General features: G+C 48.1%; 12 protein-coding genes. 9 read left to right on the top strand and 3 right to left on the bottom strand.

What is annotated here, in order from left to right; translation table 11 throughout:
• Window positions 1-60: 60 nt before the first annotated feature.
• The 4 genes from ACY2RR_RS10255 (at window position 61) to infA (ending at window position 3,839) form a co-directional block, all read left to right on the top strand.
• The gene (locus ACY2RR_RS10255) at window positions 61-2,010 is read left to right on the top strand and encodes an acetoacetate--CoA ligase (RefSeq protein ID WP_490108052.1); all 1,950 of its coding nucleotides are present in this window, start codon (window positions 61-63) and stop codon (window positions 2,008-2,010) included.
• Window positions 2,011-2,081: 71 nt separating this feature from the next.
• Window positions 2,082-2,783 (top strand): leucyl/phenylalanyl-tRNA--protein transferase, encoded by a 702-nt coding sequence (gene aat / locus ACY2RR_RS10250; protein WP_490108051.1) that lies wholly within the window; start codon window positions 2,082-2,084, stop codon window positions 2,781-2,783.
• Entirely contained in the window at window positions 2,773-3,483 is a 711-nt protein-coding gene (locus tag ACY2RR_RS10245) for an arginyltransferase (protein WP_490108050.1), read from the top strand. The genes aat and ACY2RR_RS10245 overlap by 11 nt, the downstream gene beginning before the upstream one ends.
• Before the next feature lie 137 nt (window positions 3,484-3,620).
• Window positions 3,621-3,839, top strand: a complete 219-nt coding sequence (gene infA / locus ACY2RR_RS10240; protein WP_281646318.1) for a translation initiation factor IF-1 — start codon at window positions 3,621-3,623, stop codon at window positions 3,837-3,839.
• 118 nt (window positions 3,840-3,957) lie between these two features.
• On the opposite strand, the gene clpA is transcribed toward infA, so the two are convergent.
• Both clpA and clpS read right to left on the bottom strand, forming a co-directional pair.
• Window positions 3,958-6,243, bottom strand: a complete 2,286-nt coding sequence (clpA, locus tag ACY2RR_RS10235; RefSeq protein WP_490108049.1) for an ATP-dependent Clp protease ATP-binding subunit ClpA — start codon at window positions 6,241-6,243, stop codon at window positions 3,958-3,960.
• Between the two features lie 19 nt (window positions 6,244-6,262).
• Complete coding sequence (clpS, locus tag ACY2RR_RS10230) at window positions 6,263-6,625, bottom strand: ATP-dependent Clp protease adapter ClpS (protein WP_490108048.1); 363 nt, start codon at window positions 6,623-6,625, stop codon at window positions 6,263-6,265.
• Between the two features lie 186 nt (window positions 6,626-6,811).
• Between clpS and ACY2RR_RS10225 the strand changes: the two genes are divergently transcribed.
• On the top strand, window positions 6,812-7,093 hold the full coding sequence (locus tag ACY2RR_RS10225; protein WP_490108047.1) for a cold-shock protein: 282 nt from the start codon (window positions 6,812-6,814) through the stop codon (window positions 7,091-7,093).
• 116 nt (window positions 7,094-7,209) lie between these two features.
• Here ACY2RR_RS10225 and icd read toward each other — a convergent pair whose 3' ends face one another.
• Window positions 7,210-8,466, bottom strand: a complete 1,257-nt coding sequence (icd, locus tag ACY2RR_RS10220; protein ID WP_490108046.1) for an NADP-dependent isocitrate dehydrogenase — start codon at window positions 8,464-8,466, stop codon at window positions 7,210-7,212.
• A 329-nt stretch (window positions 8,467-8,795) separates the two neighbouring features.
• Between icd and mnmA the strand changes: the two genes are divergently transcribed.
• The 4 genes from mnmA to ACY2RR_RS10200 all read left to right on the top strand — a co-directional run bounded on the left by mnmA (window position 8,796) and on the right by ACY2RR_RS10200 (window position 13,235).
• Window positions 8,796-9,902 (top strand): tRNA 2-thiouridine(34) synthase MnmA, encoded by a 1,107-nt coding sequence (gene mnmA / locus ACY2RR_RS10215; protein ID WP_490108045.1) that lies wholly within the window; start codon window positions 8,796-8,798, stop codon window positions 9,900-9,902.
• An 85-nt stretch (window positions 9,903-9,987) separates the two neighbouring features.
• Complete coding sequence (gene hflD, locus ACY2RR_RS10210; protein WP_490108044.1) at window positions 9,988-10,614, top strand: high frequency lysogenization protein HflD; 627 nt, start codon at window positions 9,988-9,990, stop codon at window positions 10,612-10,614.
• A gap of 74 nt (window positions 10,615-10,688) precedes the next feature.
• Entirely contained in the window at window positions 10,689-12,053 is a 1,365-nt protein-coding gene (purB, locus tag ACY2RR_RS10205; RefSeq protein WP_490108043.1) for an adenylosuccinate lyase, read from the top strand.
• Between the two features lie 66 nt (window positions 12,054-12,119).
• The gene (locus ACY2RR_RS10200; RefSeq protein ID WP_490108042.1) at window positions 12,120-13,235 is read left to right on the top strand and encodes a JmjC domain-containing protein; all 1,116 of its coding nucleotides are present in this window, start codon (window positions 12,120-12,122) and stop codon (window positions 13,233-13,235) included.
• Window positions 13,236-13,246 lie beyond the last annotated feature (11 nt).

The raw sequence follows: 13,246 nt of genomic DNA, 5'->3' as shown, positions 1-13,246 counted from the left end.
TTAAGTATTAAAATAAAAAGATCGTCCAGTTTGTTGATAAATAAAACAAAAGAGTCGTATATGTCAGAGCAACCTTTATGGACACCAACGCCTGAGCACATTGAGCAAACGCAAATCTGGCAATTTCTGCAATCAGTTAATCAAAAGTTTGGGTATCAATTTTCAAGCTATGACGATCTGTATGCATGGAGCTGTGAGCAGCGGGAAGAGTTCTGGCCTTATCTGGCTGAGTTTCTGGATCTTCCTATCAATAGCTATGAAGCAGTTGTAGATGAAGTTCAAGGCATGTTTGCGGCCAAATGGTTCCCTGGCACAACTCTTAATTACGCCGAACAGTTATTACGACATAAAGGTTCAGAGGCTGCGATCATCTTTCGTTGTGAGAATGGTCTTCGCCGTGAAATCAGCCGGGATCAGTTAAGAGATACCGTTGGACGAGCAGCTAACGCTCTTCGTAGTGCCGGCATTAAACAAGATGATCGGGTTGCGGGCTTTATGCCTAATATGCCGGAAACCATTATTATGATGCTGGCTGCAACCAGTCTGGGCGCTATCTGGTCTTCGTGTTCCCCGGATTTTGGTAGTCAGGGTGTACTGGACAGATTTGGTCAAATTGAACCCAAGCTTCTGATTGCTGCTAATGGTTATGCCTACAATGGCAAAACCATTGATTGTATGCCTCGCATTGCAGAACTCGTTGATCAGATACCCTCTATTGAAACTGTGGTTGTAGTGCCATTCTTTGAGGAAGAGCTTTCAGGCCTGGAAAATATTCGTGGCGGGCTTTCTTTTGCTGACTTTCTGGATGAAGAACCTACCCTGACATTTGCTCAGGTTCCTTTTGACCACCCGCTCTGCATTCTGTATTCGTCAGGCACAACCGGTGTTCCTAAATGTATTGTTCATGGCCATGGCGGTACACTCCTGCAGCACGGCAAAGAGCTTGTTCTTCATACTGATCTGCGCGCTGGAGAGAAGTTTTTCTACTTCACCACCTGCGGCTGGATGATGTGGAACTGGCTGGTATCTGGCCTTATGACTGGTGCAACTCTTGTTCTGTTTGATGGTTCACCCTTTTACCCTTCTTCAGGTGTGCTCTGGGAAATTGCTGAACAGGAAAATGTTTCTGTATTTGGCACCAGTGCGCGATATATTGGTGCACTGCAGAAATCCGGCTTTGAACCAGCCAAAGAATGTTCTTTACCCAAATTACGCTCTGTTCTCTCTACCGGGTCTCCCCTGCCCCACGAAGGCTTTGAATTTGTTTATAGCGGTATAGGCTCAGATCTGGTGTTGTCTTCTATTTCTGGCGGTACAGATATTGTTTCCTGCTTTGCTTTAGGTAATCCCATAAAGCCTGTGTATCGCGGACAGCTACAGTGTCGCGGCCTTGGCATGGATGTGCGGTTTTATAATGATGCGGGCCAGTCAGTAACCGGCGAACGCGGGGAGTTGGTTTGCCAAAAGAGTTTCCCAAGCCGTCCGGTCATGTTCTGGGGTGATAGAGATGGCAACCGTTATCGAAAGGCTTATTACGCCAGTTACGACAATATCTGGGCTCACGGTGATTATGGTGAGTTGACTCCTCAAAAAGGTGTAATAATCCATGGCCGTTCCGATGCAGTGCTGAATCCCGGCGGTGTGCGTATAGGCACGGCAGAAATCTACCGTCAGGTTGAAAAGGTTGAGGAAGTTCTGGAGTCTCTGGCTGTGGGTCAGAAGGTTGATGGTGATGAGCGTGTGGTCTTGTTTGTACGCCTGAGAGATAACCTGACTCTGGATGAGCAACTTCAGGATCGTATACGGAAAACCATTCGCAAGAATGCTACCCCCCGCCATGTGCCAGCGGTTATTGTTCAGGCTCCAGACCTCCCAAGAACTGTCAGTGGCAAACTCACTGAGCTGGCGGTCAGGGCTCTGATTCATGAAGAAGAAGTGAAAAACACCGATGCATTGGCAAACCCAGACTCATTGGCCTTTTTCAAAAACCTGCCACAACTTCAAGTATAAAAGGCTGGCTTTTTAGTTAGCCCTTATCATAAGTTTGTTGGGTAGATTTTTGATTTGGAAACCATTGCTACGTGATTCCGTGGATTGATGAGCAACACCCGATATTTCCTCCCGTAGAACAGGCTCTTAAAGACCCTGACGGTCTGCTCTGCGCTGGAGGCAATCTTCTTCCTGAAACCCTTGTTTCCGCCTACAGTCAGGGGGTCTTTCCCTGGTACAGTGATGGGCAACCATTGCTGTGGTGGTCTCCCGATCCTCGAATGCTTTTGACTCCGCAAACCCTGCATATTTCCCGGAGTATGCAGCGGTTCATGAAAAAGATGAGTTGGAAGGTCACAGCTGATCAGTGTTTTTCTCAAGTGATTCATGCCTGCTCAATTGCTCCCAGAGAGGATCAGGATGGTACCTGGATTACGGAAGAGATGCAGGAGGCTTATATACGGCTTCATAAGCATGGTTTTGCTCACTCTATAGAAGTTCATAATGAAAGCGGCGAGCTGGTCGGTGGTTTGTATGGTGTCGCTCTGGGACGGGTATTTTTTGGAGAATCCATGTTTTCCAGAACCAGTAATGCTTCGAAAGTTGCGCTGATTAGTCTTATGCAATCTGGAAGCTTTGATCTTGTTGATTGCCAGATGCATACCCCTCATTTGCAAACGATGGGTGCTGAGTGTCGGCCTCGTTCGCTGTTTTTAAAAGCTGTACAAACATTAAGCCAGCAGCCTGCAACGCCTCTTATAGTGGGTAATGGAGATACTCATAATGGCGAATGAACAGCAGATTGGTTTATATGAAACCGGGATTCATCCCTGCAGCTACATTCCCGGGAAAGACGCGGCCACCCAGTTTCTTGATCCCAAGCTAAGAATTGGAGCTGATGTTGCGGAGCAGCTGGCTCAACTGGGCTTTCGGCGCAGTGGTGAGCACACTTACCGCCCAAATTGTCCGGGGTGCAGTGCCTGCATTCCTCTCAGGGTAAGAGTTCAGGGCTTTCAGCCCAGCAGAACCCAAAGAAAAATTCTCAATCGTAATCAGGATATTGAGCTTGTGATTACCAAGCCTGCAGTTACCCTTGAGTACTATCGCTTGTACCGGCGCTATATTAACCAGCGGCATCAGGATGGAGATATGTTTCCTCCTACTGCCAGGCAATATGCTGATTTTTTAGCCGTAGACAGTGGTTACACCGAGTTCTGGGAATTCAGGGAAGCGGGGAAATTACTTGGTGTGGCTGTGACTGATCATTTTCAGGAGGCATTCTCCGCTGTTTACAGTTACTACGTACCCGACCATGCCTATAACAGGAGAAGTCTGGGTGTTTACTTTGTTCTGCGGCAGATAATGGCAGCAAAAGAAGCAGGTTACCCCTATCTCTATCTGGGTTACTTGATTCGGGAGTGTCGTAAAATGCGTTATAAAACAGACTTTCCGCCTCTCGAGCGGTTGGTTGGTCATCAGTGGCAAAACCTTTAAAATCAAGGTTATTTGACGGCATGCTTTGCCTATTTTGCTGATTTCGGGCAGAATGCACGCCAAATTTTACTTGTAGCGCTGAGATAATAAATCTACCAGAGCTGCAATACAGTTTGTTCTAACGAGGTATATGCCGAATGGCAAAAGAAGAATCCATTGAAATGGAAGGTGTTGTAGTAGACACCCTTCCTAACACCATGTTCCGTGTAGAGCTTGAGAATGGCCACATCGTGACCGCTCATATCTCCGGAAAGATGCGCAAAAACTACATCCGTATCCTGACTGGTGACAAGGTACGTGTAGAGCTGACTCCTTACGACCTGAACAAGGCTCGTATCGTTTACCGCGCTCGCTAATAACTGACATAAAAAAACCTGCTGATTGCTCAACAGGTTTTGTCAGTATCAATCTTTCTTTCCTGAAAGATTTGACCGGGTAAAACTCAAACAGAGGTTTACCCGGTTACCTTCCCAACTATTCTGTTTCTGACTCTGATGCTGTCTCTTTAGCTGGCTCGATCTTGAAAGAAAGGTCTCCTGCTTTCACACCGATCTTAACCAATCCACCAGCAATCAGCTTGCCAAACAGAATGTCTTCAGCAAGAGACTTCTTAATCTTGTCCTGAACCAGACGCGCCATTGGGCGTGCGCCCATCAACTTGTCATAGCCCTTCTCAGCCAGCCATTCCCGTGCTGCCTTATTGACTTCAATCTGAACCTTACGCTCATCCAGTTGCGCCTGAAGCTCTGTCAGCTGCTTATCAACAACGCTGGCAATAACTTCTTCGGAGAGCGGATTAAATTGAATCACAGAATCAAGGCGGTTCCGGAACTCAGGAGTAAAGGTCTTCTTGATTGCTTCCGTACCATCTGTTTGATGATCCTGTTCAACAAAGCCAATGGATGCCCGGTTCATCTTCTCAGCACCAGCATTGGTGGTCATGACCAGGATAACGTTACGGAAATCCGCTTTACGGCCATTGTTGTCGGTCAAGGTTCCGTGATCCATTACCTGCAGCAGCAGGTTGAATACATCTGGGTGGCCTTTCTCGATCTCATCAAGCAACAGCACGCAATGAGGGGTCTTGTTAATAGCTTCCGTCAGCAATCCGCCCTGGTCAAAGCCCACATAACCTGGAGGCGCACCAATCAAGCGAGAGACTGTGTGGCGCTCCATATATTCGGACATATCAAAGCGAACCAGCTCAATACCCATAGATTTAGCCAACTGCTTACAAACTTCTGTTTTACCTACACCGGTAGGACCAGCAAATAAGAAGCAACCTACGGGCTTCTCGGTTGGTTTCAGTCCCGCACGAGACAATCGGATATTGGTAGACAGTGCAGTAATGGCTTCGTCCTGGCCGAAAATAGTCATCTTCAGGTTACGAGGCAGTTTCTCAAGCAGATCTTTATCGGAGGCAGAAACAGACTTCGGCGGGATGCGGGCCATCTTCGAAACAATGGCTTCTACTTCTGGCACACCGATGTTGGTCTTACGATCCTCTTTAGTCTGAAGACGTTGGTAAGCTCCAGCTTCATCAATAACATCAATAGCCTTGTCTGGCATGTGGCGGTCATTGATGTAGCGATCCGCAAGCTCAGCAGCAGCTCTCATGGCATCACGGTCGTAAGTGATATCGTGATGTTCTTCAAACTTAGGCTTAAGACCCATCAAGATTTCAAATGTGTCATCTACATTTGGCTCTTGCACGTCTACCTTCTGGAAGCGGCGAGCCAGCGCGCGATCTTTTTCGAAGATGCCACGGAATTCCTGGAACGTTGTTGAACCAATGCAGCGCAATTCGCCAGAGGTCAGCAAAGGTTTTAGAAGGTTTGAGGCATCCATAACACCACCGGAAGCTGCACCAGCACCAATAATGGTATGAATCTCATCAATAAAGAGGATTGCACCCTCTTTACGACGCAACTCAGAAAGAAGTTGCTTAAAACGCTTCTCAAAGTCACCACGATATTTGGTACCAGCCAGCAACGCACCGAGATCTAGGGAATAAACAATACAATCCTGCAGAATCTCAGGAACCTCACCATCGACAATGCGCTTGGCAAGCCCTTCGGCAATAGCTGTCTTACCTACGCCAGCTTCACCAACCAGCAAAGGATTGTTCTTGCGGCGGCGGGTCAGAATCTGGGAAACACGCTCAACTTCCTGATCACGGCCAACAAGAGGGTCAATCTTACCGAGCTTAGCCTGTTCATTCAGGTTGAGGGTGTAAGAGTCTAATGGGCGCGCGCCCTGCCCTTCAGGATCAGCAGATTCTTCCACCAGCTCCTGACCAATGGTTTCAGCGCCCTGATGACCGGGAACCTTGGAAATACCGTGAGCGATGTAGTTCACAACATCTATACGGGCAATTTCCTGCTGCTTGAGGAAATAAACAGCCTGGCTTTCCTGCTCACTGAAGATGGCGACCAGAACATTGGCACCATTTACTTCTTTCTTACCGGAACTTTGAACATGGAAAACCGCCCGCTGAAGCACACGTTGGAACCCCAAAGTTGGCTGGGTTTCACGCTCGTCATCTCCGGCAGGGATATGTGGGGTAGTTGAATCGATGAATTTAGTGAGTTCGTCACGCAGTTGCTGAATATCAGCGCCGCAGGCTTCCAGTACATCAGCGGCTGAAGCATTATCCAGCAGAGCTAATAACAGGTGTTCTACGGTCATGAACTCGTGACGTTTGTCGCGTGCCTCACGGAAAGCACTGTTGAGCGTCTGTTCGAGATCTTTATTAAGCATTTTCGTACCCGATGGAGCCTTAGTCAGTGGCTTTTTGAACTTTGCACATCAGGGGGTGCTGATGTTCCCGCGAGTATCGGTTGACCTGTTCTGCACGCGTTTCTGCAACGTCCCGCGTGTAGACACCACATACAGCCGATCCCTGGGTATGTACTGTCAGCATGACCTGTGTTGCCCGTTCCCTGGACATCCTGAAAAACTGCTCGAGAATCTCGACTACGAAATCCATAGGGGTGTAATCATCATTCATCAGTATAACTTTATATTTCGGTGGCTGTTTCAGCTTTGGCTTAGCCGTTGCAACTGCAACTGCACCGTCTTCGTCATACTCATTTTGATGATCCTTATCTAAGGATAGTCGAATCCGCTCGATGAAACTCATCTTCTCTCTTGTCAGTGTATTGTCACAAAAATCGAGTTTATTAATATTACCAAGGGATAACCTTGACATATGCTTGACACTCGTTGTTACATATCTAAAACTAGTTCTGACCCATGGATATGGGACTCGACAAGAATAATAACACTAAAAAAAAGAAAGCATCAGGAGTACAAGAGGGATATAACGATGCCAACAGGAAAAGTTAAGTGGTTTAATAACGCCAAAGGTTATGGTTTCATCCTCCCAGGTGAAGAAGATAATGGCGAAGATCTCTTCGTTCACTACTCCTCTATCACTATGGATGGCTACAAAACCCTCAAGGCGGGTCAGCAAGTCAGCTATGACATCATCCAGGGGCCTAAAGGTCTTCATGCCGTAAACATCGGCATCCTTCCAGAAGACGGCTCAGAACCAGCACAGGCAACCACCCCCGCCACAGCCCAGCCGGAAGAATTCTCAGAGACATAACTGTATTTTATTTTGGTCGTTTATCTATGGTCCAAAAAACCTGATAAATCACCAAGATCAAATACAAAAAAGGGAGCAGCTCTCACTGCTCCCTTTTTGTTTGGCTCTTAATTCGCTTACATGTGCTTCACGATAGCATCGCCAAACTCAGAGCACTTCAGCAAAGTCGCATCATCCATCAGGCGTTCGAAGTCATAAGTTACGGTCTTCGCTTCGATAGCACCTTCCATACCTTTAATGATCAGGTCGGCAGCTTCAGTCCAGCCCAGGTGGCGCAGCATCATTTCTGCAGAAAGAATCAGAGAACCAGGGTTTACCTTGTCCTGACCGGCATACTTAGGCGCAGTACCGTGAGTCGCTTCAAAGATAGCAACCTTACCACCAATGTTTGCACCAGGAGCAATACCGATACCGCCAACTTCTGCAGCCAGAGCGTCGGAGATGTAGTCGCCATTCAGGTTCAGAGTAGCGATAACAGAGTATTCTGCAGGACGCATCAGAATCTGTTGCAGGAATGCATCAGCAATCACGTCTTTGATAATAATTTCATTACCGGTTTTAGGGTTCTTCAGGGTATGCCATGGACCACCATCCAGAGGCTCGGCGCCAAACTGCTCAGCAGCCAGCTCATAACCCCAGTCCTTAAAGGAACCTTCGGTGAACTTCATAATGTTGCCCTTGTGAACCAGGGTCACGGAAGGCAGGTCATTATCAATGGCGTGCTGAATAGCTTTACGAACAAGACGCTCGGTACCCTGCTTGGAAACTGGTTTGATACCAATACCGCAGCCTTCATCGAAGCGAATCTTGGTTACGCCCATTTCTTCTTTCAGGAAGGTAATCAGCTTTTTGGCTTCAGCGCTGTCGGCCTGCCACTCAATACCAGCGTAAATATCTTCTGAGTTCTCCCGGAAAATCACCATATCGGTTTTTTCAGGGTTGGTGACTGGGCTTGGCACACCTTTGAACCAGCGTACTGGACGGATGCAGGCGTACAGATCAAGCTCCTGACGCAAAGCTACGTTCAGGGAGCGAATGCCACCGCCAACTGGTGTGGTCAGGGGGCCTTTAATGCTAACGCTGTACTCTTTCAGTGCTTCCAGAGTTTCAGCAGGCATCCATTCATCAGGACCATAAACGGTGGTTGCTTTTTCACCGGTATAAACTTCCATCCAGACAATAGAACGATCGCTTCCATAGGCTTTTTCTACGGCGGCGTCTACAACCTTAAGCATCGCAGGTGTTACATCAGCACCGATGCCATCTCCCTCGATGAAAGGTATGACTGGATTATTGGGAACATTCAGTGAGAGGTCATCATTGACAGTGATTTTGTCACCGCTGGCAGGAACCTGGATCTTCTGGTATCCCATTATCAACTCCGTTATTTGGAATGTGTGGTATCGGCTATGTGATGCTTGCCGACATTTAGAGTGTTTTTGTAGTTTTGCTACATTCCAGCTCGACTTTGCTGGTGTGTTAGCGAAGTCAGCCTGACTTTGATATACAAAGATACCGTAATAATCAGTAATAATAAATGCGGTTTGTTGCAAAACTACATTTGGATACACTCCAGAACCTAACCGCATACCGATAGCCTGAACCTCTATCGGCTATCGCGGTTTATTCTTGTGGACGTTCCTATGGCATTGCTTAAAATAGAGCAACTTCTAATACGATATACCCGTTTTTTTGAGATTTTATGACCGATAACTCCCAGATCCGAGTCATCGTCGGCATGTCCGGCGGCGTAGATTCTTCCGTTTCTGCCTTGTTACTGCAGCAGCAGGGCTACCAGGTGGAAGGACTGTTTATGAAAAACTGGGAGGAAGATGACGGCACGGAATACTGTACAGCCCGGGAAGACCTGGCGGACGCCCAGAAAGTATGTGGCAAGCTAGGCATTCATCTACACCAGGCCAACTTTGCCGCAGAGTACTGGGATAATGTCTTTGAGCACTTCCTTGAAGAGTACAAAGCAGGCCGTACCCCTAACCCGGATATCCTCTGCAACCGGGAAATCAAATTCAAAGCCTTCCTTGATTACGCACTGACTCTGGGCGCAGATATGATCGCCACCGGCCACTATGTTCGCCGCGATGACTCTGTCGAAAAAGTTGTTATGCGCAAAGGCCTGGATAACAACAAAGACCAGAGTTACTTCCTCCATGCTGTTGGTGAAGAACAGATTGCCAAAACACTGTTCCCGGTTGGTGAGCTGGAGAAAAGTGAAGTGCGGGCTATTGCCGAAAAGCACGATCTGATCACGTTCAATAAAAAAGACAGTACCGGCATTTGCTTTATTGGCGAACGTCGTTTCCGGGATTTCCTTAAACAATACATCCCAGCACAACCCGGTGTTATTGAAACAGAAGCTGGCGAAGTGATTGGTGAGCACCATGGATTGATGTACCACACCATTGGCCAGCGTCAGGGGCTCGGTATCGGTGGTTTGAAAAATGCCAGTGATGAACCGTGGTATGTTCTGGAGAAGGACCTGGAACGTAATGTTCTTATTGTTGGCCAGGGGAACGACAACCCTCTACTGTTCTCCAAAGCCCTGTCAGCTGATACCATTTACTGGGTCAATGGTGAACCGTCACTGCCCGCCAAGCTGACTGCCAAAGTTCGCTATCGCCAGGAAGATCAACCCTGCCAGCTGCAGCGTGATGCTTCGGGACGCTATCTGGTTGTTTTTGATGACCCCCAGCGTGCTGTAACTCCCGGCCAGTCAGTAGTTTTTTATGATGGTGATATCTGCCTTGGTGGTGGCGTTATTGAGCAACGACACAGTCAACTGCCCCAATAAGCTTTGACTGAAAAATACGTTAAAGACAGTTTCAGGCCGGCTTGATGAGTCGGCCATTTAGCAGACATCAGGATATGTACTCGCTGTGACGCACAATGAATCCGATCGCGTGCTTGCCCTTGCCGGCCTTTTTCAGGCCTGCAGCCTGGTAGAAAAGGTTGCCAGAACTGGTCAGGCGCCGACCGACACTATGGAAACCGCCATTAAAAGTATTTTCGTAACGGACCCAAGAAACGTTCAGGAAGTTTATGGTGATGTTTTCAGCGTACATAATGGTTTAAGACTTGTACGCGGCCTGCTGGAGCGGGATCCGGAAGTTGTACGCTCTGACACTATTCGTTACGCACTGACTCTTATTCATCTGGAACGCAAAGTTCGCAGCAATAGCTCCATGATGAACAGCATCGCAGACGGCATCAATCGTGCCCGAGGTCAGCTGAATCATTTTGACCACCTGCATGAAAACCTTCTGGCCAGTCTGGCCGGAGTTTATCTCGACAATGTCAGCACCTTCAAAACCCGTGTGCAGGTCACCGGCGATCTTCGTAATTTGCAGAATGCCGCCAGCGCCAACAAAATTCGCGCCTGTCTTCTGGCCGGATTGCGCTCTGCCATTCTCTGGAGACAGGTCGGCGGACGCCGCTGGCATCTGGTATTTTCCCGCAAATCCATGCTGGGCGAGGCATCAAACCTGCTCAAAGGGCAGATTTGATCCGGATTTTGTTGTAGGATGCGCGCGCTCGCACCACTTTCAAAAGATAAGTAGCAACTGACAAGGGTCACCCAATGGAACTGTCATCGCTGACTGCGATTTCCCCCGTCGACGGCCGTTACGGCAGCAAGACCAGCGCCCTGAGAGGCATTTTCAGCGAATACGGACTGATCCGTGCCCGGGTTGAAGTTGAGGTTCGCTGGCTCCAGCGTCTTGGCCAACACAACCAAATTCCGGAGCTTCCTGCTTTCAGTGGCGAAGCCAACAGCCTTCTCAATACCATTGTTGAGGCTTTCTCTGCCGAGGATGCTACAGAGATTAAAGCTATTGAACGCACCACTAACCACGATGTAAAAGCGGTTGAGTATTTCCTGAAAGGAAAAATGAAAGAGAATGCTGAACTCAGCAAAGCTTTAGAATTTGTTCACTTTGCCTGTACTTCCGAAGACATCAACAACCTGTCCCACGGCTTGATGCTGAAACAGGGGCGTGAAACAGTTACCGCCACCATGACCAAGGTTATGGAAGCCATTCGTGCCCTGGCCCACGAACATGCAGCCACACCTATGCTGAGCCGCACCCATGGCCAGACAGCTTCGCCTACCACTCTCGGTAAGGAAATGGCAAACGTTGCGTACCGCCTGCAACGCCAGCTGGAACAGCTCCAGCAGGTTCCCCTGCTTGGCAAAATTAACGGTGCAGTTGGCAACTACAATGCTCATCTGGCGACTTATCCAGAGATTGACTGGGAAGCTAACGCCAAGGAATTTATTGAATCCCTTGGGCTGACCTTTAATCCCTACACTATTCAGATTGAGCCTCACGATTACATTGCAGAACTGTTTGATGTGATTCGCCGGTTCAATACTATCCTGATCGATTTCGACCGGGATATCTGGTCTTACATTTCCGTTGGCTATTTCAAGCAGCGTACCATTGCCGGTGAAGTTGGCTCTTCCACGATGCCTCACAAAGTTAACCCCATCGACTTTGAAAACTCTGAAGGCAACTTGGGGCTGGCAAACGCCATTATGGAACATATGGCGGTAAAACTGCCGATCTCCCGCTGGCAGCGGGATCTGACTGATTCCACCGTACTTCGCAATATGGGTGTTGGCATGGCCTACAGCCTCATCGCTTATGAAGCCAGCCTTAAAGGAATCAGCAAGCTGGAAGCTAACGCTGCTCGCCTGGCTGAAGACCTAGACAACGCCTGGGAAGTATTGGCAGAGCCTGTTCAGACAGTGATGCGTCGGTATGGCATTGAAGAACCTTATGAAAAACTGAAAGCATTTACTCGCGGCAAAGTAATTACCCGTGAAGCCATGTTGGAGTTTGTTGATCAGCTGGATATGCCAGAAGAGGCCAAAGAGTCTTTAAAGGCGATGACGCCAGCTTCTTATATTGGCAATGCTGAAGAACAAGCACTAAAGGTCTGAATCGTTTAGTGATTTGTCTGGAAAGGAGAGCCCATGCTCTCCTTTCTTTTATCTGGAATAAAAACAATGACACCTGAAGTAAACTGGCCCCTTGGCGATTTATCTGCTGAAGAATTTTTGCAGAACTACTGGCAAAAGCATCCCCTTCTTATTCGAGATGCGCTTCCCGGATTTGTTTCACCAGTATCCGGCGATGAGCTGGCCGGGCTTGCCTGCGAAGAAGAGATCGAATCCCGCATTGTGATTGGTCAGGGGAAAGACTGGCAATTAAAACAAGGTCCTTTCTCTGAAGACGAGTTCGCCTCACTGCCTCCTTCACACTGGACTTTGCTGGTTCAGGCTGTTGATCATTGGATACCAGAAATCAGAGATTTACTGAATCAGTTTCGTTTTATTCCAGACTGGCGACTGGATGATATTATGATCAGCTATGCCACCCATGGCGGTGGCGTTGGCCCACATTACGATAACTACGATGTTTTTCTTATACAGGGAGCTGGACAGCGCCGCTGGCAGACCGGTCAGCTGTGCGATGAAAGCTCTACCCTGATGGACAACCAGCAGTTAAGACTTCTGGATGAGTTTTCATCTGAAAATGACTGGGTACTTAACCCCGGTGATATGCTTTATCTACCTCCATGTGTTGCCCATCTTGGTGAAGCCGTGGATGATGAATGCATAACTATCTCAGTTGGTTTCCGCGCTCCTTCTCACAGTGAAATTATCAGTGAGTTCAGTGAGTTCTGCTCTAACCTTCTACCCGAAAGTAAACGGTATTCTGATCCTAGGCTGAAAATACAAAATTCATCGGCTGAAATAGCATCGTCAGCCGTTACCAATATCCAAAATCTTTTGCATGAAGTGATTGAGCGGCCTGAACTTATCGCCCAGTGGCTTGGACAGCATATGACCCTTCCGAAATATCAAGAACATCTGGAAGACACTGCGCAGGAAAGTGATCTGGTTCTTACTGCCGGATCACGACTCGCCTGGCACCAGCTCAACGAAAATGAAATTCTGTTTTTTGTAAATGGTGACTCTCGCAGGCTTGCCAGCAAAACCAGGCAGGCCGTGCAATCACTGTGTGATACGCGAACATTGACGGACGAGCTATGTGAAGAACTGGGTGAAGAGATTGTTTTCTGGCTTGAAGATATGCAGGCATTTTTACCTGATGATTAAAGCTGTGTAGT

This window comes from Parendozoicomonas sp. 2304DJ65-17, from assembly GCF_058148445.1.
Note: the sequence above shows the minus strand (reverse complement) of the source record. Positions and strands in the feature narration are given on the sequence as shown.